Origin of the sequence: Streptomyces alanosinicus (genome assembly GCF_014650595.1) — a bacterium.
GTDB lineage: Bacteria > Actinomycetota > Actinomycetes > Streptomycetales > Streptomycetaceae > Streptomyces > Streptomyces alanosinicus.
The window spans coordinates 1,230,383-1,254,829 of the sequence record NZ_BMVG01000001.1 but is presented as its reverse complement, the minus strand read 5'-3'; the positions used below and the strand labels follow the sequence as shown (position 1 = coordinate 1,254,829).

24 protein-coding genes are annotated in these 24,447 nt (G+C 69.5%); 16 read left to right on the top strand and 8 right to left on the bottom strand.

Annotated elements, in window-relative coordinates; genetic code table 11:
* Positions 1-2: 2 nt before the first annotated feature.
* On the bottom strand, positions 3-497 hold the full coding sequence (locus IE277_RS05725; protein WP_189949003.1) for an Lrp/AsnC family transcriptional regulator: 495 nt from the start codon (positions 495-497) through the stop codon (positions 3-5).
* A 121-nt stretch (positions 498-618) separates the two neighbouring features.
* Between IE277_RS05725 and hppD the strand changes: the two genes are divergently transcribed.
* Positions 619-1,764: a 4-hydroxyphenylpyruvate dioxygenase gene (hppD, locus tag IE277_RS05720; RefSeq protein WP_189949002.1), complete on the top strand. Its 1,146-nt coding sequence runs from the start codon at positions 619-621 to the stop codon at positions 1,762-1,764.
* A 277-nt stretch (positions 1,765-2,041) separates the two neighbouring features.
* Positions 2,042-3,475, top strand: a complete 1,434-nt coding sequence (locus tag IE277_RS05715; RefSeq protein ID WP_373310724.1) for an FAD-binding oxidoreductase — start codon at positions 2,042-2,044, stop codon at positions 3,473-3,475.
* Between the two features lie 20 nt (positions 3,476-3,495).
* On the opposite strand, the gene IE277_RS05710 is transcribed toward IE277_RS05715, so the two are convergent.
* Entirely contained in the window at positions 3,496-3,909 is a 414-nt protein-coding gene (locus IE277_RS05710; RefSeq protein WP_189949000.1) for an SsgA family sporulation/cell division regulator, read from the bottom strand.
* Between the two features lie 247 nt (positions 3,910-4,156).
* Here IE277_RS05710 and IE277_RS05705 point away from each other — a divergent pair, with 247 nt between their 5' ends.
* Together IE277_RS05705 and IE277_RS05700 are read left to right on the top strand one after the other, a co-directional pair.
* Positions 4,157-5,677: an RDD family protein gene (locus IE277_RS05705; protein ID WP_189948998.1), complete on the top strand. Its 1,521-nt coding sequence runs from the start codon at positions 4,157-4,159 to the stop codon at positions 5,675-5,677.
* Positions 5,678-5,782: 105 nt separating this feature from the next.
* Positions 5,783-6,559, top strand: a complete 777-nt coding sequence (locus IE277_RS05700) for an RDD family protein (protein WP_189948996.1) — start codon at positions 5,783-5,785, stop codon at positions 6,557-6,559.
* Between the two features lie 71 nt (positions 6,560-6,630).
* Here the strand turns inward: IE277_RS05700 and IE277_RS05695 are convergent, their stop codons facing one another.
* A complete protein-coding gene (locus tag IE277_RS05695) occupies positions 6,631-6,882 on the bottom strand; it encodes a hypothetical protein (protein WP_189948994.1) in 252 nt (83 codons plus the stop codon).
* Positions 6,883-7,167: 285 nt separating this feature from the next.
* Between IE277_RS05695 and IE277_RS05690 the strand changes: the two genes are divergently transcribed.
* Positions 7,168-9,525, top strand: coding sequence for an immune inhibitor A domain-containing protein (locus IE277_RS05690; RefSeq protein ID WP_189948991.1), 2,358 nt, complete (start codon positions 7,168-7,170; stop codon positions 9,523-9,525).
* Positions 9,526-9,646: 121 nt separating this feature from the next.
* Entirely contained in the window at positions 9,647-9,964 is a 318-nt protein-coding gene (locus IE277_RS05685; RefSeq protein ID WP_189948989.1) for a hypothetical protein, read from the top strand.
* A 15-nt stretch (positions 9,965-9,979) separates the two neighbouring features.
* On the opposite strand, the gene IE277_RS05680 is transcribed toward IE277_RS05685, so the two are convergent.
* Together IE277_RS05680 and IE277_RS05675 are read right to left on the bottom strand one after the other, a co-directional pair.
* Positions 9,980-10,567, bottom strand: coding sequence for a nicotinamidase (locus tag IE277_RS05680; protein WP_189948987.1), 588 nt, complete (start codon positions 10,565-10,567; stop codon positions 9,980-9,982).
* 144 nt (positions 10,568-10,711) lie between these two features.
* Positions 10,712-12,058 (bottom strand): nicotinate phosphoribosyltransferase, encoded by a 1,347-nt coding sequence (locus IE277_RS05675; protein ID WP_189948985.1) that lies wholly within the window; start codon positions 12,056-12,058, stop codon positions 10,712-10,714.
* A 57-nt stretch (positions 12,059-12,115) separates the two neighbouring features.
* Here IE277_RS05675 and clpS point away from each other — a divergent pair, with 57 nt between their 5' ends.
* The 9 genes from clpS to IE277_RS05635 all read left to right on the top strand — a co-directional run bounded on the left by clpS (position 12,116) and on the right by IE277_RS05635 (position 19,954).
* Positions 12,116-12,433 (top strand): ATP-dependent Clp protease adapter ClpS, encoded by a 318-nt coding sequence (clpS, locus tag IE277_RS05670; protein WP_189948983.1) that lies wholly within the window; start codon positions 12,116-12,118, stop codon positions 12,431-12,433.
* Positions 12,434-12,446: 13 nt separating this feature from the next.
* On the top strand, positions 12,447-13,052 hold the full coding sequence (locus IE277_RS05665; protein ID WP_189948982.1) for a DUF2017 domain-containing protein: 606 nt from the start codon (positions 12,447-12,449) through the stop codon (positions 13,050-13,052).
* A gap of 399 nt (positions 13,053-13,451) precedes the next feature.
* On the top strand, positions 13,452-14,888 hold the full coding sequence (locus tag IE277_RS05660; protein ID WP_189948981.1) for an amino acid permease: 1,437 nt from the start codon (positions 13,452-13,454) through the stop codon (positions 14,886-14,888).
* 182 nt (positions 14,889-15,070) lie between these two features.
* Entirely contained in the window at positions 15,071-15,493 is a 423-nt protein-coding gene (locus IE277_RS05655) for a M67 family metallopeptidase (protein ID WP_189948980.1), read from the top strand.
* A 79-nt stretch (positions 15,494-15,572) separates the two neighbouring features.
* On the top strand, positions 15,573-15,668 hold the full coding sequence (locus IE277_RS49410) for a putative leader peptide (RefSeq protein WP_373310711.1): 96 nt from the start codon (positions 15,573-15,575) through the stop codon (positions 15,666-15,668).
* 86 nt (positions 15,669-15,754) lie between these two features.
* Positions 15,755-16,033: a MoaD/ThiS family protein gene (locus IE277_RS05650; RefSeq protein ID WP_189948979.1), complete on the top strand. Its 279-nt coding sequence runs from the start codon at positions 15,755-15,757 to the stop codon at positions 16,031-16,033.
* A 17-nt stretch (positions 16,034-16,050) separates the two neighbouring features.
* The gene (locus IE277_RS05645) at positions 16,051-17,001 is read left to right on the top strand and encodes a PLP-dependent cysteine synthase family protein (protein WP_189948978.1); all 951 of its coding nucleotides are present in this window, start codon (positions 16,051-16,053) and stop codon (positions 16,999-17,001) included.
* A 290-nt stretch (positions 17,002-17,291) separates the two neighbouring features.
* The gene (locus IE277_RS05640) at positions 17,292-19,361 is read left to right on the top strand and encodes a putative Ig domain-containing protein (RefSeq protein ID WP_189948977.1); all 2,070 of its coding nucleotides are present in this window, start codon (positions 17,292-17,294) and stop codon (positions 19,359-19,361) included.
* A 134-nt stretch (positions 19,362-19,495) separates the two neighbouring features.
* The gene (locus IE277_RS05635; RefSeq protein WP_189948976.1) at positions 19,496-19,954 is read left to right on the top strand and encodes a hypothetical protein; all 459 of its coding nucleotides are present in this window, start codon (positions 19,496-19,498) and stop codon (positions 19,952-19,954) included.
* On the opposite strand, the gene IE277_RS05630 is transcribed toward IE277_RS05635, so the two are convergent.
* Positions 19,955-20,413 (bottom strand): type II toxin-antitoxin system PemK/MazF family toxin, encoded by a 459-nt coding sequence (locus IE277_RS05630; RefSeq protein ID WP_189948974.1) that lies wholly within the window; start codon positions 20,411-20,413, stop codon positions 19,955-19,957.
* A 252-nt stretch (positions 20,414-20,665) separates the two neighbouring features.
* Here IE277_RS05630 and IE277_RS05625 point away from each other — a divergent pair, with 252 nt between their 5' ends.
* Entirely contained in the window at positions 20,666-21,418 is a 753-nt protein-coding gene (locus tag IE277_RS05625; protein WP_189948972.1) for an MBL fold metallo-hydrolase, read from the top strand.
* Between the two features lie 83 nt (positions 21,419-21,501).
* Here IE277_RS05625 and IE277_RS05620 read toward each other — a convergent pair whose 3' ends face one another.
* Both IE277_RS05620 and IE277_RS05615 read right to left on the bottom strand, forming a co-directional pair.
* Positions 21,502-22,767 carry a PTS transporter subunit EIIC gene (locus IE277_RS05620; protein ID WP_189948970.1) on the bottom strand — a complete coding sequence of 422 codons (1,266 nt, stop codon included), beginning with the start codon at positions 22,765-22,767 and terminating at the stop codon, positions 21,502-21,504.
* 200 nt (positions 22,768-22,967) lie between these two features.
* A complete protein-coding gene (locus IE277_RS05615; RefSeq protein WP_189948968.1) occupies positions 22,968-24,284 on the bottom strand; it encodes a PTS transporter subunit EIIC in 1,317 nt (438 codons plus the stop codon).
* Positions 24,285-24,447: the final 163 nt, after the last annotated feature.

Here is a 24,447-nt window from a genome sequence, read left to right as displayed (position 1 = left end):
ACTCACCTCGGATCGGGCCGCGTCCCTTTCGCCTCCCGGGCGGCCTGTTCCACCAGGGGGATGATCCGCAGCGGAACGGGGTTCTCCATGACGATCGTCGTGGAGGCCCGGACGATGCCATCAAAGCCGACGACCCGGTCGATCACCCGTTGAAGATCGGCGTTCGAGCGGGCCACCAGCCGGCACAGCATGTCTCCGCTGCCGGTGGTGGTCAGCAGCTCCAGCACCTCCGGCACGGTCGCCAAGTGCGCCCGGACGTCCGGCCCTTGGCCCTGCCGGATCTGCAGCGTCGCGAAGGCCGTCACCGGATATCCGAGGGCCGCCGGGTCCACCTGCGGACCGAATCCGCGGATGACTCCATTCGACTGAAGCCGGTCCAGCCGGGCCTGCACCGTGCCCCGCGCGACCCCCAGCCGCCGGGACATCTCCAGCACGCCGATGCGTGGCTCCCGGGCCAGGAGCACGATGATGCGCCCGTCCAGATGATCGATCGCCATGGCACCCCCAGGATGGTCATCCTGTACAGAAAGACCGCCGACTCGGTCGTACTGCTAGGCATATTGCCCAGTGAATACGCGAACTATTGCGCACCTTGCAGAGCGGGGTCACCCTTCCGCTATGACGCAGACCACACACCACACTCCCGACACCGCACGGCGGGCCGACCCCTTCCCGGTCAAGGGAATGGACGCGGTCGTCTTCGCCGTGGGCAACGCCAAGCAGGCGGCGCACTACTACTCCACCGCCTTCGGCATGCAGGTGGTCGCCTACTCCGGACCGGAGAACGGCAGCCGCGAGACCGCCTCCTATGTGCTGGAGAACGGTTCCGCCCGGTTCGTCTTCACCTCGGTCATCAAGCCGAGCACCGACTGGGGCCGCTTCCTCGCCCGGCATGTGGCCGAGCACGGCGACGGCGTCATCGACCTGGCCATCGAGGTCCCGGACGCCCGTGCCGCCCACGCCTACGCCGTCGAGCACGGCGCCCGCTCGGTCGCCGAGCCGTACGAGCTGAAGGACGAGCACGGCACCGTCGTCCTCGCCGCCATCGCCACGTACGGCGAGACCCGGCACACCCTGGTCGACCGCTCCGGCTACGACGGCCCCTATCTGCCCGGCTTCGCCGTCGCCCGGCCGATGGTCGAGCCGCCCGCCCGGCGCACCTTCCAGGCCGTCGACCACTGCGTCGGCAACGTCGAGCTCGGCAGGATGAACGAGTGGGTGGCCTTCTACAACAAGGTCATGGGCTTCACGAACATGAAGGAGTTCGTGGGCGACGACATCGCCACCGAGTACAGCGCGCTGATGTCGAAGGTCGTCGCGGACGGCACCCTGAAGGTCAAGTTCCCGATCAACGAGCCCGCGATCGCCAAGAAGAAGTCCCAGATCGACGAGTACCTGGAGTTCTACGGCGGCGCGGGCGTCCAGCACATCGCGCTGAACACCAACGACATCGTGCAGACCGTCCGCACCATGCGCGCGGCCGGCGTCGAGTTCCTCGACACCCCCGACTCCTACTACGACACCCTCGGAGAGTGGGTCGGCGACACCCGGGTGCCCATCGACACCCTGCGCGAGCTGAAGATCCTCGCCGACCGCGACGAGGACGGCTATCTGCTGCAGATCTTCACCAAGCCGGTCCAGGACCGTCCGACCGTCTTCTTCGAGATCATCGAACGGCACGGCTCCATGGGCTTCGGCAAGGGCAACTTCAAGGCCCTGTTCGAGGCGATCGAGCGCGAGCAGGAAAAGCGCGGCAACCTGTAGGCGCCTACGGGGCCTACAGGGCCGACGAGTCCTACGAGGCCTACCGGGTCTCACTGGGCGGCGGTTCCCCGGAAACGTCGCCCAGTTCCCGCAGCGCGGCCTGCGCCGCCGAAGCTCCCAGCGGGGAGAAGTACGGGTTGATCCGCAGGTGGGGACGTACCCGGTAGGCACACACGGTGGTCCAGGGCGCACACTGTGCGTCAACACGACGAGCCCATCCGGGCGGCCCAAGGCAGTCATGGACGGGGTTCACACCGATGGCCGCGAGTGCCAAGCTGTGATCATGAGCCGTATCGAAGCACCCGTCGAAGATGGCGCTGCGGCCGATGAAGGCGCTGCGGCAGCCGGCGATCTCAGCGGCCGGCTCCTGGCCGGTCTGCCCGCCGAGGCCGTCCTGACCGACCCCGACGTCACCGCCTCCTACGCCAACGACATGGCGAGCTTCTGCCCGGCCGGTGCCCCGGCCGTCGTCGTCCTGCCGCGCACCGTCGAGCAGGTCCAGCACGTCATGCGCGTCGCCACCGAGCTGCGCGTCCCGGTGGTCCCGCAGGGCGCCCGCACCGGCCTGTCCGGCGGGGCCAACGCCACCGACGGCTGCATCGTGCTGTCGCTGACCAAGATGGACCGGATCCTGGAGATCAGCCCCGTCGACCGGATCGCCATGGTCGAACCGGGCGTGATCAACGCGACCCTCTCCCACGCGGTCGGGGAACACGGCCTGTACTACCCGCCGGACCCCTCCAGCTGGGAGATGTGCACCATCGGCGGCAACATCGGCACGGCGTCCGGCGGTCTGTGCTGCGTCAAGTACGGCGTGACCGCCGAGTACGTCCTCGGCCTGGACGTCGTCCTCGCCGACGGCCGTCTGATGTCGACGGGCCGCCGCACCGCGAAGGGCGTGGCGGGCTACGACCTCACCCGCCTCTTCGTCGGTTCCGAAGGCTCGCTCGGCATCGTCGTACGGGCCGTGCTCGCGCTTCGGCCGAAGCCGCCGCAACAGCTGGTGCTGGCCGCCGAGTTCCCCTCCGCGGCGGCCGCCTGCGACGCCGTCTGCCGGATCATGGAGGGCGGTCACGTCCCCTCCCTCCTCGAACTGATGGACCGTACGACCGTCAAGGCGGTCAACGACCTCGCCCACATGGGCCTGCCGGAGACCACCGAGGCGCTGCTGCTGGCCGCCTTCGACACCGTGGCTCCGGCCGCCGACCTCGCCGCCGTCGGAGCCCTGTGCGAGGCCGCCGGCGCCACCGAGGTCGTCCCGGCCGAGGACGCCGCCGAGTCCGAACTCCTCCTCAAGGCCCGGCGGCTCTCGCTGACCGCGCTGGAGGCGGTCAAGGGCACGACGATGATCGACGACGTGTGCGTGCCCCGGTCGCGGCTCGGCGAGATGCTGGCGGGCGTCGAGCGGATCGCCGCCACGTACGGCCTGACCATCGGGGTCTGCGCGCACGCCGGTGACGGCAACACCCATCCCACGGTCTGTTTCGACGCCCAGGACGTCGACGAGTCGCGGCGGGCCCGGGAGTCGTTCGACGAGATCATGGCCCTCGGTCTGGAGCTGGGCGGCACCATCACCGGTGAACACGGCGTCGGTGTGCTGAAGAAGGAGTGGCTGGCCCGGGAGATCGGCCCGGTGGGGGTCGAGATGCAGCGAGCCGTGAAGCAGGCCTTCGACCCCCTGGGCATCCTCAACCCGGGCAAGGTCCTCTGAGCCCGCGTCCGCGCCCCCGCTCACCGGGCCAGCAACTGGTCGAGGGCGTCGTCGATGCCCAGCTGCCCGCCCTCCGTTCCCGGCGGTACCGCCCGCAGGGTCCGCTCCAGCCAGGCCGACACCTGTGGGACCGGCGCCTCCAGCAGCGCGTCGCCGTCCGGCGAGCTGAGCGCCATCAGTACGACGCTGCGCCCGTCCACCTTCGTCGGCCACACCCGCACGTCCCCGTGCCCGCACGGCCGGAACACCCCTTCCACCAGCAGTTCGCGGGCGAACGTCCAGTTGACCGGGGACTCGGAGTTGATGTGGAAGGTGATGTGGACGGCGTACGGATCGTCGGAGCGGTAGCTCAGCCGGGCCGGCACCGCGATACCGCGTTCCGGCGACAGGATGAGCCTCAGTTCCAGCTCGCGTTCCACCACTGTGTGCTGCATGACCTGCGTTCCTTTCCTCGTCTGCGCTGGTCGGGGCCGATCGGGGCGGTCCCGCACCAGGGGAGAGCGGGCAGGGGCCGGGCCATTACGCGGGTTCGGAGAAATTTTTTGTGCGAGCGTGTGAGAGCCGGGTACGGCGTTGCCCGGAAAGGAGTGGGTCCTGCGGGACTGGCGCTGCGGGGGGCCCGGGTCTGATAGATGTGGAGACCCCTATTCACACCCCCGAGCAGATACGGGACGACGGACCATGACCGCCCCAACCCCGGCCCCTGGTGACGACAGGCCCCGCGAGGGCTACTACCCGGACCCGTCCATCCCCGGCTACGTCCGGTACTGGAACGGCGCCTCCTGGGTGCCCGGCACCAGCCGGCCGGCGCCGAAGGACGGCGAACCGCTCGCCCCGCCGCCCGGCGTCCACCCCGCGACCCCCGCGGTGGAGGAGACGGGCCCGCACTTCTTCGACGAGGACCCCGGGCCTACGCCCGCCGGGCAGGACCGCGGCGATGACGCCGGCCGGCCCGCCGGACGGTTCGGTGCCCCCGCGGACGGCGGCGCACCCACCGGCTGGGGCGTCGACCCGAGAGTGCCCGCGGAGGACCGGGCCCGGCCCTCCGGCCCCGCGGCCGAGCCGTCGGCGCAGGACGGCGAACCGGACCCGAGCGGCACGTTCATCTTCCGCCGCCCGGTCCCGGGGCCCGCCGCCGTCAGGGACGAGGGCACGATGACCTTCCGTCCGGTACCGGGCCAGGGCCGGCCGGGCGCGGGCGCGCCGGACCCGCGCTACGGCACACCGTCGTCGGCCGCTCAGCAGCCCGCCGGTGCGGAATCCGGGGCGGCATCCGGTTTCGGGCCGCACGGTGCGGCCGGTGCGGGCGGTGTTCCCGGTGCTTCGGGTGCGTCCGGTGCGTCCGGCGGCTTCGGACCGCAGGGCCCCGTCGGCGCGCCCGTCCCGCCCCCCGCCGCGGCCCCCTCGATCCCCGCGCCGCAGTCCCAGGGCCCCGGTTTCGGTGCCGGAAAGGCGGCCGCCGCGCGCGCCGCGGCCGCCCAGACACCGCACATGCCCCAGGCGGCGCTGCCCGCCCAGGCCGCGCGCTCGGCCGTGGCGCCCTCGGTGCCGGCCCAGGGCGGCACCCCGGGCGCCCCGGTGACCAGCGGCCCCGGTGGCGGTCAGGCGTCCTGGGCGCAGCAGGTGCATCAGCTGGCCGGCGGCGCCGACGAGCAGCCCGTGGCGCCGTGGAAGCCGGTGGTGGAGGACCCGTTCCAGGCGGCCGCGCGCCGCCAGGCCGCCGCCCGTCCCGCGGGACTCGGCAGGCGGTTCGCCGCCCGGCTGATCGACACGCTGGCCGTGGGCGCGGTGACGGCCGCCGCCGCTGTACCGATCGGCACCAGGGCCGTCGACCACGTCCAGCAGAAGATCGACGCGGCCAGGCTGTCCGGCCGCGAGGTCACCGTCTGGCTGCTCGACGGCACGACCGCCACCAGCCTCGGCATCGTGCTCGCCGTCCTGCTGCTCGTCGGCGCCGTGTACGAGGCGCTGCCCACCGCCAGGTGGGGCCGCACCCTCGGCAAGAAGCTGCTGGGTCTGGAGGTGCGGGACATCGAGGGGCACGAGCCCCCCTCCCTGGGCGCGGCACTGCGCCGCTGGCTGGTCTACAGCGTGCCCGGCCTGCTGGGCATCGGGATCCTGGGCGTGCTGTGGTGTGTGTTCGACCGGCCCTGGCACCAGTGCTGGCACGACAAGGCGGCGCACACCTTCGTCGCCGGCTGAGCCGTTCCGGCCGAGCACAGGCTGAGCGAGGGCCGACGGGCGGCCCGTACCCCGTACGGCCGCCCGCCGGGTGCGGCGCCGGGGCGTTCGGGGTCCACTCGGGCCATGAGCAGCGAACCGCCCCCCGGCTCCGGAGAGCAGCCCCCCGAGGACGATCCGTTCAGGAAGCGGCCCCCGTCGGACCAGGGGTCGGGCTCGCCGTACGACACCCCGTACGGCGGCGCCCAGCAGCCCCCACCGTCCGGCGGCGGAGGTCCGCAACCGCCCCCCGGCGGACAGCAGCCACCCCCGTGGGGCGGACAGCAGCCACCCCCCTACGGCGGACAGCAACCGCCCCCCTACGGCGGTGGCCAGCCTCCTCCCTACGGCGGCGGGCCGTACGGCGGCGGCCCCTACGGCGCCGGGCCCGGCTACCCCGCCGACCCGCTGGCCGGTATGCCCCCGCTCGCCGACAGCGGCCGGCGCACGCTCGCGCGGATCGCCGACATGATCCTCGTCGGCATCGTCGTCTGGCTGCTCACCTGGGCGTTCGGTGTGCGCGAGTACAACGTCAACGGCAATCACGTCGAGGTCGGCAAGTCCGTGGGCCAGTCCGTCATCGCGGCCGTGCTGTACATCGCGTACGACACCTTCATGATGAGCAAGTACGGCCAGACCCTCGGCAAGAAGTGGCTCAACATGCGGGTGGCGAACCTCGACAACGGCGCCACGCCCTCGGTGCAGACCAATCTGATCCGCTCCCTGGTGCTCTGGGTGCCGTTCGCCTTCTGCTGCGCCTGTATCTGGACGTTGATCTGCGGCGGCTGGAGCTACTTCGACAAGCCGTACAAACAGGGCCTGCACGACAAGGCGGCCAAGACGGTGGTGGTCACCACCGGCTGAGCGGCGGCGGCACACACGAAAACGGCGGGTCCGTACTCAGGTCACGGGCCCGCCGTTCACGTGTGTGCCGTTCAGAGCGGCGTGGACACCGGTTGCTGCTGTTCCTGGGGTGCGGGCTCGGCGGATCCGGACGCTGCCTCGGCCTTGGCGGCCGGTGGCAGTGGCACCGTCATCGCCACGAGCAGGCCCAGGGCCATGGCCGCGAGGACGATGACGGTGATCCCGAGGCCGGAACTCGTCTGGGACAGCAGCAGCATGGCGAGCGTCGAGAAGATCACGGTGCAGGAACCGTAAACGAGCTGTGCGGCGGTCGGACGAGGCATGGCAATCGTGTCCTCGGAAGTCTTCGGGATGGGGGGTGCCATTCGACTCTCTTCGCGTGCATGCCCGAACGGAACCCCTGGTAAGCGTGACCTAACCCACGGTACAGGTGCACGGGGGGCGCACAGGAAGCACGGTATCCGTAAAGCGGACGCCAACTCCGCATAGTGCACAGGAAGTGGCCGAGTCAAGGTCTGTCTTTTCTCTTAAACCTCTAGTCAAATTACGTCACTTGAAAAACGCGCTCGATCATGCACATCTGCGTGCAGCGTGGGAGGGGAACTCAAGTGACCAGCAGATCCTGGACGTTCAGAGCCGCCGCGATCGGGGTGACGCTCGCGGCGGCCTCCGCGACGTTCGCCACCTTCGCCGTCGCGGAGGCGAGTACTCAGGCCCGGCCCGCGGCTGTCGACCGGCACGACCCGGCTCCGGTGAAGCAGCGGGCGCACGATCTCGACGGCCCGCTCAGCAAGACCCAGGAGGCCCAGCGCCGGGAGGCGCTCAGCCAGCTCATATCGGGCAAGGCCACGGCGCGGGAGCGGAACGGCTCCAAGGTCGTGGCCCTGAAGAGCCGCAAGGGCAAGAGCAAGTACGTCGAGCTGAGCCGCGAGAAGACCGACAAGATCTTCACGATCCTGGTGGAGTTCGGGGACAAGACCGACCCCAAGTACGGCGGCACCGCCGGCCCGCTGCACAACAAGATCGCAGCGCCGGACCGCAAGCAGGACAACTCCACGGCCTGGCAGAAGGACTACAACCAGAAGCACTACCAGGACCTCTACTTCGGCACCGGCAAGAAGACCGAGTCGCTGAAGAAGTACTACGAGAAGCAGTCCTCGGGCCGCTACTCGGTCGCCGGCGAGGTCTCCGACTGGGTCAAGGTCCCCTACAACGAGGCCCGTTACGGCAACAACGCCTGCGGCCAGACCAACTGCCCGAGCGTGTGGAACGTGGTCAGCGACGGCCTGAACGCCTGGGTCGCCCAGCAGAAGGCGGCCGGCAAGACCGACGCCGACATCAAGAAGGACCTCGCCCGGTACGACCAGTGGGACCGCTACGACTACGACCACGACGGCAACTTCAACGAGCCCGACGGCTACGTCGACCACTTCCAGATCGTGCACGCCGGTGAGGACGAGTCCGCGGGCGGCGGAGCCCAGGGCAAGGACGCGATCTGGGCCCACCGCTGGTACGCCTTCGGCACCGACTCGGGCAGCACCGGCCCCGCGGACAACAAGCTCGGCGGCGCCCAGGTCGGCGACACCGGTGTCTGGGTCGGCGACTACACCATCCAGCCGGAGAACGGCGGCCTCGGTGTCTTCGCCCACGAGTACGGCCACGACCTCGGCCTGCCCGACGAGTACGACACCGCGGGCGGCGACAACTCCACCGGCTTCTGGACCCTGATGTCCTCCGGCTCCTGGCTCGGCACCGGCAGGGAGTCCATCGGCAACCTGCCCGGCGACATGAACGCCTGGGACAAGCTGCAGCTGGGCTGGCTGAACTACGACACCGCCAAGGCCGGCAAGCAGTCCACGCACAAGCTGGGCGTCGCCGAGTACAACACCTGGGACAAGCAGGCCCTCGTGGTCGACCTGCCGGACAAGGCGGTCACCACCACGATCACCGAGCCGGCCCAGGGCGCCACCCAGTGGTGGAGCGGCAGCGGCAACGATCTGAAGAACACGCTGACCCGGTCCGTGGACCTCACCGGCAAGTCCTCGGCGAAGCTGGACCTGGACGGCTGGTGGGCCACCGAGGACGGCTACGACTTCGTCTACACCGAGGTGTCGACCGACGGCGGCGCCAACTGGACCGCCCTGGACGGCACGGCGGACGGCCAGGCGATCCCGCGCGACGGCAGCGGCAAGCCGGCCCTGACCGGCTTCTCGCAGACGCACAAGAAAGTGTCGTTCCCGCTCGACGCCTACGCGGGCAAGAAGATCGACCTGCGCTTCCGCTACGCCACCGACAGCGGTGTCGCCGGGAACGGCTTCACGGCCGACGAGATCAGCGTGAGCGCCGACGGCGCGCCGGTCTTCTCGGACAACGCCGAGACGCAGGACACCGGTTGGACCGTGAGCGGCTTCTCCCGCATCGGCGCGTCCTTCACCAAGGACTACAAGCAGTACTACATCGCCGAGAACCGGCAGTACGTGTCCTACGACAAGACCCTCAGGACGGGCCCGTACAACTACGGTTCGGGCAAGCGCCCCGGCTGGGTGGAGCACTACCCGTACCAGAACGGCCTGTTGATCTGGAAGTGGGACACCTCCCAGGCGGACAACAACACCAACAGCACCAACGGCCACCCGGGTTCCGGTCTGATCCTGCCGGTCGACTCGCATCCGCAGGCGCTGAAGTGGTCCGACGGCACGCTGCTGCGCAACCGCATGCAGGCCTACGACTCCCCGTTCAGCCTGTACGGCACGGACGGCATCACGCTGCACAAGGCGGACGTCCCCACGGTGATCAAGGCGTCGAAGGGGGTGCCGGTCTTCAACGACCACACCAGCACCTACTACGACCCGGCGAACCCCACCGGCGGTGTGAAGATCACTGACACTAACACCAAGATCGCGATCGTCAAGGAGGCCGCCAATGGCTCGACGATCTTGCTCAAGGTTGGTCCAGCAGTAAAGTAATCCATGTTTTCGCAGGTCAGACGCGTATCGGCGGCAACCCCTTGGCGGGTTGCCGCCGCTCGTGTTTAGGTGCGTCCTGTGGACCGCTTATTGACACCGACCGAAACGGGGATGTGACGGCATGGCCGCAGGAGGCTTTTGCAGACTGCCGAACGGCACGGTCGTAGTGGCTCTGAACCTGCCCTACGACTCCGCCGCCGTGCGGGTGCTGGTGCACGCCCAGAACCGGGCCCGGGCCCTGACCAGGCTCCGCAACCTGGGACTGCGTGCGATCTACCTCCGGGGGAACGCCGCGCCTCCGACACCGGACGAGATCACGGCCGTACTGCACCACCCGGACGGCCTGATATGGCGCACGGCACCGACCGACAACGGTGTCATGGTGAATGAGCTGTGGCATCCGATCCGGGCACTGCTGCGGAGGTCCGCGGTGGTGTAGGACTTCGGGGACGCGTCAGACGACGGGCTTGCCGGTGAGCTCCACGCCCGCCGCGCGCAGCTCCTCCAGCGCCCGCTCGGTGGTCTCCTCGGCGACGCCCGCCGTGAGGTCCAGCAGCACCTGGGTGCGGAAGCCCTCGCGCGCCGCGTCCAGCGCGGTGGCGCGCACACAGTGGTCGGTGGCTATGCCCACGACGTCGACCTCGTCGATGTGGCGCGCGCGGAGCCACTCGGCGAGCGGGACGCCGTTCTCGTCGGCGCCCTCGAAGCCGCTGTAGGCGGCCGAGTACGCGCCCTTGTCGAAGACCGCGTCGATCGCGCCGGAGGCGACGGCCGGGGCGAAGTTCGGGTGGAAGCCGACGCCCTCCGTGCCCGCGACACAGTGCGCGGGCCAGGAGCGGACGAAGTCGGGGTTGTCGGCGAAGTGGCCGCCGGGGGCGATGTGGTGGTCCCGGGTGGCCACCACATGGCGGTACCCGGTGCCCCCGGCCTGGCCGATCAGCTCCGTGATCGCGGCGGCCACGTCCGCGCCCCCGGACACCGCGAGGCTGCCCCCCTCGCAGAAGTCGTTCTGCACATCTACGACGATCAAGGCGCGGCGCATGGTGGGTGTCCTTCGACTGATGGGTTAAGTAACTGAGCCTAGAGACTTCCGGGCCCGGACGGGAGGGGGCGTCCGAAGGAGACCGCCACGGTCTTCTCCAGGGCGTGTTGCGAAAGTCCCGCCTGCCGCCCGACGCAACACGCCCTAGCTGCCCGGGCGCCCCTGGACGTACTCCGTCGGAATGACGGGTTCCCCTCGGGAGAGCTGGGTCGCGGAGAGGGGGAGATTGGCGCGGGCGGCGATATGGCGCTCGCGCGGGACGTCCAGCGTCTCGCGGGCCACCACGTCCCCGCCCTTGACCAGTTCGACCAGCAGCTGCCGGTCCGCCAGCCGGGGCGGCACCGCGCCGGTGCCCACGACCTCGGCCTCCGCCACCCCGTCCTCGTCCAGCCGGCGTGCCGCCCACTTGCGGCCGCCGACGGAGGTCTTGCCGCCGCTGGACTTCTTCGCGACCGGCACCAGCGCTGCCTCCGGGTCGCCGGACCCGGCGCGTGCGACCAGCTTGTAGACCATGGAGCAGGTCGGGTGCCCGGAGCCGGTGACCAGCTGGGTGCCGACGCCGTACGCGTCCACCGGGGCGGCGGCGAGCGAGGCGATCGCGTACTCGTCCAGGTCGGAGGTGACCACGATCTTCGTCTTCGTGGCGCCCAGCTCGTCCAGCTGCTGGCGGACCCGGTGCGCGACGAGCAGCAGGTCACCGGAGTCGATACGGACCGCGCCCAGCTCGGGGCCGGCCACCTCCACGGCCGTACGGACGGCGCGGGCGACGTCGTAGGTGTCCACGAGCAGGGTGGTGCCCCGGCCGAGGGTGTCGACCTGGGCCTGGAAGGCGTCCCGCTCGCGGTCGTGGAGCAGGGTGAAGGCGTGGGCCGAGGTGCCGACGGTCGGGATGCCGTAGCGGAAGCCGGCCGCCAGGTCGGAGGTGGTCGCGAAGCCGCCGACGTACGCCGCCCGGGCCGCGGCCACCGCCGACAGCTCGTGGGTGCGGCGGGCGCCCATCTCGATCAGCGGGCGCCCACCCGCGGCGGAGGCCATACGGGAGGCGGCCGCGGCGATCGCCGAGTCGTGGTTGAGGATGGAGAGGATGACGGTCTCCAGCAGCACGCACTCGGCGAAGGTGCCCTCGACCCGCATGATCGGCGAGCCGGGGAAGTAGACCTCGCCCTCGGGGTAGCCCCAGATGTCCCCGCCGAAGCGGTAGTCGGCGAGCCACCGCAGGGTCTCCTCGTCGACGATCTCCCGCTCGCGCAGGAAGCCGAGGACGCCCGCGTCGAAGCGGAAGTTCTCCACCGCGTCCAGGACGCGTCCGGTGCCGGCCACCACGCCGTAGCGGCGCCCGTCCGGCAGCCGCCTGGTGAAGACCTCGAACACGCTCCGCCGCTCGGCCGTACCGCCCCTCAGCGCGGCCTGCAGCATCGTCAGCTCGTACTGGTCCGTGAAGAGCGCCGTCGAGGGAACATCCACCGGCAGCCCAAGGTCCGCTGTGTTCATGGCAATGGATAGTACCTCCATTTCGTCAGTGTGACGATTTTCGCTGAGCGTGGCAGCATGGGCACTGTGACGTCACCCGCGCCCGTAGAGATCGAACGCACCGAGTCGGCGGAGGAGGTCTTCGCCGTACCCGAACCCGACGTCCCCTGGGTCACGATCGTGCACAACGACCCGGTCAACCTCATGAGCTATGTGACGTACGTCTTCCAGACGTACTTCGGCTACACCAAGGACAAGGCCACCAAGCTCATGCTCGACGTCCACCACAAGGGCCGGGCGGTCGTCTCCAGCGGAACCCGCGAGGAGATGGAGCGCGACGTGCAGGCCATGCACGGCTACGGTCTGTGGGCCACCCTGCAGCAGGACCGGAAGTAGCGAACCCAATTCCATGCCCGGACACTTCGAACCGCTCCCCGGCGGCGGCGCGGCCGTCGCGCTCGACGACGTCGAGATCTCCATCATCCGGTCGCTCGCCGTCCAGCTGCTGGAGCTGATCGGCCCCGGCCCCGGCGCCGATTCCCCGAAGGACCCGCTCGCCGAGCTGTTCGCGGAGGGGCCGAGCGAGCCGCCCGCCGATCCGGTGCTCAGAAGGCTCTTCCCGGACGCCTACAGCGACCCGGAGAAGGCCCCGGACTCGCCCGCCGACGCCGAGGAGCGGCTGGCCCACTCCGCCGAGTTCCGCCGCTACACCGAGAACGACCTCAGGGCCGGCAAGCGCGAGAACGCGCTCGTGGTGATCCGCACCCTGGACGCGCTCGCCCCGGTGGACGAGGGCGGGGCGGTGCTGAAACTGACGCCGGGGGAGTCCCGGCAGTGGCTCAGTGCCCTCAATGACCTGCGGCTCGCGATCGGCACCCGGCTGGAGATCATCGACGAGGACGACACCGATCTGCTCTACCGGCTCCCCGACGAGGACCCGCGCAAGCCGATGGTGATGGCCTATCTGTGGCTGGGCGGGCTCCAGGAGACCCTGGTCGCCACGCTGATGTCCTGACCGTGTCCTGATCGCGGCTTGCACGGTGCACGAGTGTTCGCTCAGCGGACGCTCAATTCCGGATAACGATCCCGTCACCGTCATGGCCGGTTTTGTCGCATTCGAGCGTCGTCTGTCCGCTTTTACCTGTGTGATGCGCCACAGCGTGCCCGTGTGATCAATATTGCGACCGTGATAAATCTTCACGATCGCCCGGGCGGACACCACCCATGTCCGGCCGGGTGCGCCACCGAGCCGACGACCGTCGGCCAGGCTCAGCGGACCCGGAGAAGCCCGAGCGCGTTCCCACGCCGCCCGGACTTTCCCGAGCCCGCTCAACTCCATCATCCGGGGGGATCGAAACCCGATCCGAGGCCGACGACTAGGCCCGGGTCGGCATGGAGAAAGGCGCACCACACAATGACCTCATCGCAGGTCGACCAGCTTCGCGACGGCAATGAGGCCGCGCGGGCCGAGGACAGCGAGGACGGCGAGGGGTATCAGCGCGGGCTCGGGTCCCGGCAGATCCAGATGATCGCCATCGGCGGTGCCATCGGCACCGGCCTGTTCCTCGGCGCGGGCAAGGGCATTTCCAAGGCGGGCCCCAGCCTGATCCTCGCGTACGCCATCGCCGGCGTCGTCATCTTCCTGATCATGCGGGCGCTCGGCGAGCTGCTGATGTACCGCCCCGTGTCGGGTTCGTTCTCCGAGTACGCGCGCGAGTTCATCGGTCCTTTCGCGGGCTTCGTCACCGGCTGGACGTACTGGCTGTTCTGGGTGGTCACCGGCATCACCGAGGTCACGGCCGCGGCCGCCTATATGACGTACTGGTTCGACATCCCGCAGTGGGTCTCGGCGCTGATCTTCACGTTCGTCCTGTACGCCGCCAACCTGATCTCCGTGAAGCTCTTCGGTGAGCTGGAGTTCTGGTTCTCCATGGTCAAGGTCACCGCGATCGTCGGCATGATCCTGATCTGCGCCGGCATCCTCACGATCGGCTTCTCCGACGCCGGCAAGACCGCCTCGGTCAGTCACCTGTGGAACGACGGCGGCTTCTTCCCGCACGGTGTCGGCAGCACGTTGATGACCCTGCAGATGGTCATGTTCGCCTTCCTCGCCGTCGAGCTGGTCGGTGTCACCGCGGGCGAGTCCAAGGACCCCAAGAAGGTGCTGCCGAAGGCGATCAACACGGTGCCGTGGCGCATCGCCGTCTTCTACGTCGGCGCGCTGATCATGATCCTTTCGGTCGTGCCGTGGACCAACTTCCACCCCGGCGTGAGCCCGTTCGTGGCCGCGTTCCGGAAGATGGGCCTCGCCGCCGGCGCCGGCATCGTGAACTTCGTCGTCCTCACGGCCGCGCTGTCCTCCTGCAACTCCGGCATGTACTCCACCGGCCGCATGCTGCGCGACCTGGCGCTCAACAGCCAGGGCCCGAAGTTCTTCACCAAGCTGACGCGCAGCGGCACCCCGCTGGCCGGCACCACGTTCTCCGCCGCGCTGATGCTGGTCGGCGTCTGGATCAACTACCAGTGGCCGGGCAAGGCGTTCGACTACGTGGTGTCCTTCGCGACCATCTCCGGCATGTGGGCCTGGATCGTCATCCTGGTCTGCCAGATCCGCTACCGGGCGAAGGCGAACCGCGGCGAGCTGCCGCAGAGCGAGTTCCGCGCGCCGGGCGCGCCGTACACCAGCGTCTTCGCGCTGCTCTTCATCTTCATGGTGATCGTGCTCATGGGTATCGACAAGGACGCCCGGGTCTCGCTGTACTGTGCTCCGCTGTGGGGCGCGATTCTCGGCGTGTCCTACTGGGTGCTCCGGCGCCGCAACCCGGAGGCCGCGGCCTTCCGCAAGCGCTGAACACCGTAGGACCAGCTGGACACCGCAAGACCGGCTGGTCACCGCAAGGCCAACGGAAAGGACGTCCGGCCGGCGAGGGTACTCGTGGCATTCTCGCCGGCCGCCGCTCAGGACGTCCAGCATGTGGGCCGCCCTGTACCACACCTCGGTACGGGGCGGCCCCTCTGCTTATCCTGACCGTCATGCTGACCATCACCCAGGCCCTGTACGACCAGATCGTCGCCCATGCGCGCGAGGACCACCCCGACGAGGCGTGCGGCGTGGTCGCCGGCCCGGTGGTCGCCGGCCGGCCCGAACGGTTCATCCCGATGCTGAACGCGGCCCGCTCGCCCACCTTCTACGAGTTCGACTCGCAGGACCTGCTCAAGCTCTACCGCGAGCTCGACGACCGCGACGAGGAGCCGGTGATCATCTACCACTCCCACACCGCGACCGAGGCCCACCCCTCCCGCACCGACATCTCCTACGCCAACGAGCCCGGCGCCCACTACGTCCTCGTGTCCACCGCCGACACCGACGGCCTCGGCGATTTCCAGTTCCGCTCGTTCCGGATCGTGGAGGGCGAGGTCACCGAGGAAGAGGTCAAGGTCGTGGAGGCCTACTGATCTCGCCATCCGGCCGGAATTCATCCAGCATGCGAGATCACACTCCGGAATCCGGACCGGGAATCGATACGATGAGCCCATGGTTCTGAACGACGTGAGCGAGAAGGCGCGGGGCGAGCTGCTCGTGGCGCGGCTGCACGTCGACCTGTGCAGGCTGAACAGCGCCATCTGTTGATTTCCCCCTGCCGCCGTTCGGCCCGTGTGCCGCGGCGGGCCGCCGCACGCCCGAACCGACGACACTTCCGACAGGAGCCCTGAGCCATGGCCATCGAGGTCCGCATCCCGACCATCCTCCGCCAGTACACCGACGGTCAGAAGGCGGTGGAGGGCAGCGGTGACACCCTCGCCGAGCTGTTCACCGACCTCGAGACCCGGCACACGGGCATCCAGGCCCGCATCGTGGACGAGGGCAAGCTGCGCCGCTTCGTCAACGTGTACCTGAACGACGAGGACGTCCGCTTCCTCAACAACATCGACACCAAGCTGTCCGACGGCGACACCGTGACGATCCTGCCGGCCGTCGCCGGCGGAATGCACTGATCGGTTACTGAGCAGCGATGCGCTACGACTCCCCGCTGGCGGCGGTGGGCAACACCCCCTTGGTGCGCCTGCCGCGACTCTCGCCGTCCGCCGACGTCCGCATCTGGGCCAAGCTGGAGGACCGCAACCCCACCGGTTCGGTCAAGGACCGTCCCGCGCTGCACATGATCGAGCAGGCGGAGAAGGACGGCCGGCTGACCCCGGGCTGCACCATCCTCGAACCCACCTCGGGCAACACCGGTATCTCCCTTGCCATGGCGGCCAGGCTCAAGGGCTACCGCATGGTGTGCGTGATGCCGGAGAACACCTCGCAGGAGCGCCGGGACCTGCTCGGCATGTGGGGTGCCGAGATCATCCCCTCGCCGGCCGCGGGCGGCTCCAACACCGCGGTGCGGATGGCGAAGGAGCTGGCGGCCGAGCACCCCGACTGGGTGATGCTCTACCAGTACGGCAATCCGGACAACGCGGGCGCCCACTACGCCACGACGGGCCCGGAGATCCTCGCCGACCTCCCCTCGGTCACCCACTTCGTCGCGGGTCTCGGCACCACCGGCACCCTGATGGGTGTCGGCCGCTATCTGCGCGAGCACAAGCCGGGCATCCAGATCGTCGCCGCCGAACCGCGCTACGACGACCTGGTGTACGGCCTTCGGAACCTGGACGAGGGCTTCGTACCGGAGCTGTACGACGCCTCCGTGCTGACCTCGCGCTTCTCGGTCGGCTCGGCCGACGCGGTCACCCGCACCCGTGAACTGCTCCAGCAGGAGGGCATCTTCGCGGGCGTCTCGACCGGTGCCGCCCTGCACGCGGCGATCGGTGTGGGCAAGAAGGCGGTCAAGGCGGGGGAGTCCGCCGACATCGTCTTCGTCGTGGCCGACGGTGGCTGGAAATATCTGTCCACCGGCGTCTACACGGCGGCCACCACCGAGGAGGCCATCGCAACACTGCAGGGCCAGCTCTGGGCGTGATGCCGCGCCTATCAGAACCGCCCGTTCCGCATCAAGCGGTGATCTGGCCCCCTCTCTCATGAGGGGGCTAAGCCATTCCTATGGCAGAGCAAAGAAAACTCTCCGGTACTGCCGGTGATGCCCGGGCCAGGATTACGTTCCTCCCGCACCCTGTCATGTCACGCTCACCCAGCGTCCATGACAGGTGTCTGCGAATGTCATGCTCATGACTGCGCGGTCACGCCGCCGCTACGCGCGTCACGGGCCTGCCAATCCAGTGCGCATCCCCACGTCAACGGAGGCAGTACCCCATGCGTGAGTCACGCCTGAGCAAGCGGAGACGGAGTCTGCGAAGACTCCTGGCGGTCTCCTTCCCCGCCCTCACCCTCACCGTCGCCGGACTCGTCGCGGCACCGACGGCCGGAGCCCAGCCCACCGCGGCCCACCCGCACACCACCAAGGTCACGCAGAACGACAAGGCGCTGACCGCACCCGGGCGGCAGACCTACCACTCCACCGGCAAGGCCGGCCAGAAGGTCCCCACGACCCATCTGTGCGCCACCGCCAAGCCGGGGCACGCGTCCTGCTTCGCCCAGCGCCGCACCGACATCAAGCAGCGGCTCGCCTCGGCGCTCGCCGCCGCGGCCCCCTCTGGCCTCTCCCCGGCCAACCTGCACAGCGCCTACAACCTGCCCACCGCGGCCGGTTCCGGCATGACGGTCGCCATCGTCGACGCCTACAACGACCCCAACGCCGAGTCGGACCTGGCCACTTACCGCTCCACCTACGGCCTGTCCGCCTGCACCAAGGCCAACGGCTGCTTCAAGCAGGTCAGTCAGACCGGCTCCACCACCTCGCTGCCGACCAACGACACCGGCTGGGCCGGTGAAGAGATGCTCGACATCGACATGGTCAGCGCGGTCTGCCCGAACTGCAGCATCGACCTGGTCGAGGCCAACTCCGCGAACGACACCGACCTCGGCATCGCCGAGAACGAGGCCGTCGCGCTCGGCGCCAAGTTCATCTCCAACAGCTGGGGCGGCTCCGAGTCCTCCTCCCAGACCAGCGAGGACACCCAGTACTTCAAGCACCCGGGCGTCGCGATCACCGTCTCCTCCGGTGACTCCGCCTACGGCGCCGAGTACCCGGCGACCTCCCAGTACGTGACCGCCGTCGGCGGCACCGCGCTCACCACCTCCTCCAACTCCCGTGGCTGGAGCGAGTCGGTGTGGCACACCAACTCCACCGAGGGCACCGGCTCCGGCTGCTCCGCCTACGACCCGAAGCCGAGCTGGCAGACCGATACCGGCTGCGCCAAGCGCATGGAGGCCGACGTCTCCGCGGTCGCCGACCCGGCCACCGGCGTCGCGGTCTACGACACCTTCGGCGGGTCCGGCTGGGCGGTCTACGGCGGCACCAGCGCCTCCTCGCCGATCATGGCCTCGGTCTACGCCCTCGCGGGCACCCCGGGCTCCGGCGACTACCCGGCGAAGTACCCGTACCAGCACACGGGCAACCTGTACGACGTCACCAGCGGCAACAACGGCAGCTGCTCCCCGTCGTACTTCTGCACCGCCGGTACCGGCTACGACGGCCCGACCGGGTGGGGCACCCCGAACGGCACCGCCGCCTTCACCGCCGGCTCCAGCAGCGGCAACACGGTGACCGTGGCCAACCCCGGCGGCCAGTCCACCACCACGGGCGGCTCGGCCAGCCTGCAGATCAACGCCACCGACAGCGCGGGCGCGGCCCTGACCTACAGCGCGACCGGCCTGCCGACCGGGCTGTCCATCAACAGCTCCACGGGCCTGATCTCGGGCACCGCTTCCACCGCGGGCACCTACCAGGTCACGGTCACCGCGAAGGACTCCACCGGCGCCTCCGGCTCGGCCTCCTTCACCTGGACCGTCGGCTCCGGCGGCGGTGGCTGCACCTCCGCCCAACTGCTGGCCAACCCGGGCTTCGAGTCGGGCAGCACCGGCTGGACCGCGACCAGCGGTGTCATCAACACCGACTCGGGTGAGGCCGCCCACGGCGGCTCGTACAAGGCCTGGCTGGACGGTTACGGCTCCTCGCACACCGACACGCTGTCCCAGTCGGTGACGATCCCGGCCGGCTGCAAGGCCACCCTCACCTTCTACCTGCACATCGACACGGCGGAGACCACCTCCTCCACCGCGTACGACAAGCTGACGGTGAGCGCCGGTTCGACCACCCTGGCCTCGTACTCGAACCTCAACGCCAATTCCGGGTACGCGCAGAAGACCTTCGACCTGTCCTCGCTGGCGGGCCAGACGGTCACCCTGAAGTTCAACGGCGTGGAGGACTCCTCGCAGCAGACCAGCTTCGTCGTGGACGACACGGCCCTGACGACCAGCTGATCCGTCCCCTCCGCACCACCCGGTGATCCCGCACGCGGAAACGGTCCGCGTGCGGGATCCGTTCGTCGTGCTGCTACGTCTCATCTGCATCAGGCGGCCGACCCCACCCGGCCACGGCAGAAAGGCGAACCCCCATGCGCCGTACGACGACCTCCCTCGCCCTCGCGGCGACAGCGCTGCTCCTCGCCGGATGCGGCTCGCACAAAGGCTCGGACAACGCGGGCGGCGGTGCCAAGGTGTCGCCGTCGGCGACCTCCGCACCGGCCAAGGGCGGCTGTGCCGCCGATGTGCAGCTGAAGGCCGCGGACGGCGGCCGTACCGTCTGCGTGAGCAAGGGCGGCGAGGTCCGGCTGACCCTGGACGGCACCAAGTCCCGCCCCTGGAAGCCGGTCATGGTGAGCGGCAGCGCCCTCAAGGGCATCAACGCCGGCTTCGCCATCCAGCCGGGCGACGCCAACGCGGCGTACCACGCGGTGACGGCCGGCACCGTGAAGCTGACGTCCTCCCGCCCGCTGTGCGCCCAGCCGACGGCCCCCGGCCAGGTCTCCTGCAAGGGGATCCAGGACTGGACGGTCACGGTCACCGTGAAGTGATCAGCCGGCCAGGTGCCGTACCTGGTCCCACAACACCGGGTCGACCACGCCCACCCGGCGCCGGAAGTCACCCACCGGTACCTCGCGCAGCTCGTCGGTCTCCAGGAAGCTGGGCCGGCCGTGGGCGTCGCCGACCGCGCCGGGCGGGAGCGGGATCACCCCGGCGTGTTCGTCGTGGTACTTGCTGGTTATCTTCGCGACCGTGGCCCGGTTCCCGCGCACGGCCAGCACCAGACACGGCCGGTCCTTCACCTCGGCGCGGTCCTCGTAGGGCACGTCCGCCCACCAGATGTCCCCGGGGGCCGGCCGGGCCGCCCGCGGCGGGCGCGTCCCGGCACGCCCGAGCGGCCGAAGCCGCCGTCCGCCGGGCCGGCGACCGCGCCCCCAGCCGTCGACGAGCGTGGCGACCAGCGCGAGCAGTACCACCGCCGCGAGCGCCAGCCACCAGGACGTGTCCATACGACGACGTTACCGGCGCGCGCCGAGGATCGCGCGCCCTCTGATGAACCTTGTGCGCCCCTGGTCCAGCCGAACCGGTGACAGCGCAGGTGAGTTCGCCCACAACGGCCCTTTGCGGAGGAGCGACCCGCGCCCCCGCGCCGTACGCTCGACAAACCGCACGACCCCCGTTTCCTGCCCTTTTGATCTTTGTCGTTCGACCTTTCCCGTGATCTTTCCCTCGATCTTTCCGCCAACGGAGGTTTCTGCTTCATGAAGCTCACCGTCGTCGGCTGCTCGGGGTCGTTCCCGTCCGCGGAATCGGCCTGTTCGAGCTACCTCGTCGAGGCCGACGGCTTCCGGCTGCTCCTCGACATGGGCAATGGCGCCCTCGGCGAGCTGCAGCGCCACTGCGGTCTCTACGACCTCGACGCGATCTTCCTGAGCCATCTGCACGCCGATCACTGCATCGACATGCTCGCCTACTTCGTCGCGCGCTACTACCGCCATGACGGCGGCCGCTGCGCCCCCATCCCGGTCTACGGCCCCGAGGGCACCGAACACCGCCTGACCACGGCCTATGCCGACACGCCCTCCGCCTCGTCCATGAGCGAGGTCTTCGACTTCCACACCGTCAAGCCGTCCACGTTCGAGATCGGCCCCTTCACGGTGCACACCGAGCGGGTGCGTCACCCCGTGGAGGCGTACGCCATCCGGGTCGAGCACGACGGGCGGTCGCTGACGTACTCCGGCGACACGGGTGTCACCGAGGCGCTGGACGAGCTGGCCCGGGACACCGACCTGTTCCTGTGCGAGGCCGCGTTCACGCACGGCAAGGAGAACATCCCGGACCTGCACCTGAACGGCCGTGAGGCGGGCGAGTCGGCGGCCCGCGCGGGCGCCCGCCGCCTGGTCCTCACCCATATCCCGCCGTGGACCGACCCCGAGGTCAACGTCCGGGACGCGCGCGAGGTCTTCGCCGGGCGGGTGGAGCTGGCCGCGCCGAGGGCGACGTACGACATCTAGCTCTTCCGCGCACAAAAAGGCCCTGGAACCCGTTCGTCCGGTTCCAGGGCCTTCGAGCGCCTGTGGAGGCCTTACCCGAGGCCTTACTTGGCCTCGGCCTTCTCCAGCTCGGCGAGTTCCTCGTCGGACTCACGGCCCGGCGTCGGCAGGTTGAACCTGGTGATGGCGAAGCGGAAGACCACGTAGTAGACGGCGCCGAAGCACAGGCCGACCAGGGCCAGGCCCCATGGGTTGCTCGCGATGCCGAGGTTCAGGGAGAAGTCGATGGCGCCGGCGGAGAAGCCGAAGCCGTCCTTCATGCCCAGCGCCCAGGTCAGCGCCATGGAGATGCCGGTGAGCACCGCGTGGATCGCGTACAGGACCGGCGCGATGAACATGAACGTGAACTCGATGGGCTCGGTGACGCCGGTGACGAAGCTGGTCAGGGCGAGCGAGAGCATCATGCCGCCGACCACCTTGCGGCGCTCCGGGCGGGCGCAGTGCACGATCGCGAGGCAGGCGGCCGGCAGGCCGAACATCATGATCGGGAAGAAGCCGGTCATGAACTGTCCCGCGGTCGGGTCGCCGGCGAGAAAGCGCGCGATGTCGCCGCTCTTGCCGTGGTAGTCGCCCGCCTGCAGCCAGGGGAAGGAGTTCAGCAGGTGGTGCATGCCGATCGGGATCAGCGCACGGTTGGCGACACCGAAGATGCCGGCGCCGACGGCGCCCGAATGCACCAGCCACTCACCGAAGTTGTGCAGGCCCGTGCCGAGGACCGGCCAGATGTAGCCGAAGACGATGCCGAGGATCAGACCGGCGAGGGCCGACAGGATCGGCACCAGCCGGCGGCCGCCGAAGAAGCCCGCCCAGTCCGGCAACTTGGTGCGGTAGAAGCGCTGGTAGAGCAGGGCGACGGCGAGGCCCATCACCACACCGCCGAGGACCTTGGCGTCCGCCGGGGCGTTCGCCATGACGATCTTGCCGTCGACGACCGTCGCCACCTTCGGCAGGTTCTTGTCGGTGAACGTGCCGAGGACGTTCTTGAAGACCAGGTAGCCGACGACCGCGGCGAGGGCCGTGGAACCGTCCGACTTCTTCGCGAAGCCGATCGCGATGCCCACGGCGAACAGCAGGGCCATGTTGTCGAGGATCGCGTTTCCGCCGGCGGCCATGAACGAGGCGATCTTCGTCAGGAACGTCGGGAAGGAGGCGCGTCCCAGCATGTCCGTGTTGCCGAGGCGGACCAGCAGGGCGGCGGCCGGCAGCACCGCCACCGGCAGCATCAGGCTGCGGCCGATGCGCTGCAGCACGGCCATCACGCCGGGGCCCTTCTTCTTCTCGGCCGCGGGAGCGGCGCTGGCCGTGGTCACAACTTCCTCCTGGGGGTACCCCCGGCCGGAGGCTGGGGGAGGGCATGCGAGCGCCGCCCGGGGATCCATGGGAGGGGGACGGCAGCGTCTCTGGTCTACACCACTCAGTGGTGTAGACCTGTTGTAGCACGATGAAGGCGGTGTAAGGAACCACGAAATCCGCTACGGGAACGCTACGCGGCGTGCCCGACGACCCCGGCTCAGGCCTTGGTGATGTCCTCGACCTCGTCCTCCGGCTCACGGCCCGGCGTCTTCAGGTCGAATCTGGTGATCGTGAACCGGAAGGCGACGTAATAGACCGCCGCGAAGCACAGGCCGATCGGGATGATCGCCCACGGCCGCGTCGCCAGTTTCCAGTTGATGACATAGTCGATCAGGCCGGCCGAGAAGCTGAAGCCGTCGTGCACCCCGAGCGCCCAGGTCACCGCCATCGAGACACCGGTGAGCACGGCGTGGACCGCGTAGAGCGGGGGGGCGATGAAGAGGAAGGAGTACTCGATCGGCTCGGTGATGCCCGTGACGAACGACGTCAGCGCCACCGACAGCATCAGACCGCCGACCTCCTTGCGGCGGTGCGGCTTGGCGCAGTGGGTGATCGCCAGCGCGGCCGCCGGCAGCGCGAACATCATGATCGGGAAGAAGCCCGAGGTGAACTGGCCCGCGTGCGGGTCGCCGTTCAGGAACATGTTGATGTCGCCGTGCACCACGGTGCCGTCGGGCTTGGTGTAGCTGCCGAACTGGAACCAGATGGGCACGTTCAGGAACTGGTGCAGGCCGACCACGAGCAGCGCCCGGTTGGCGAGCCCGAAGATCCCCGCACCCCAGGCGCCCGCGTCCCGCAGCCAGTGGCTGAAACTCTCCAGGCCGCTGCCGATCGGCGGCCAGATCCACAGGCACAGCGCCGAGAAGACGATCGCGACGAACGCCATGAGGATCGGCACCAGGCGCCGGCCGTTGAAGAAGCCCAGCCAGTCCACCAGCCGGGTGCGATGGAAGCGGGCCCAGAAGAAGGCGGCCAGCAGACCCATGACGATGCCGCCGAAGACGCCCGGGTTCTGGAAGGTGAAGGGCGCAACCGAACCGGTGCCCGCGCCGACGGCCACCTGGCAGCCGACCTGCGGGATCGCCTTCGCGCCGGCGGGGCAGGACTCGGGGAACTGGTGCAGCACGCCGTAGTAGACGAGGAAACCCGCCACCGCCGCGAGCGCCGTCGAGCCGTCCGCCTTCTTCGCCATGCCGATCGCCACGCCCACACAGAACAGCAGCGGCAGACCGAGGGAGCCGTCCAGCAGGGCACCGCCCGCGCCCGTCATCACCTGGGAGACGTCCGTCCAGCCCAGGCCGTCCTTGCCGAACACGTCCGGCTGGCCGAGGCGGTTGAGGATGCCCGCCGCCGGCAGCACCGCGATCGGCAGCTGCAGGCTGCGGCCCATCTTCTGCAGGCCCTGGAACAGGCGGTTCCAGCGTTCCCGCGCCGCGCCGGGGGTGCTGCCGGCAGGTGTGCTCTCGGCGCTCATGGCGTCCTCCCGGACGGGCGACTTCGTCGCGGTTTGGCGACCGTCCCCCGGGTGGTGTAGACCAGTTGGCGGACGGTTCCGCTGTCGTGATCGCCATCATTCGGCACGGACGGCATGACCGCTCGCGAAGATGGGCCAACTGTGGGTTACTGCGACAAAGCGG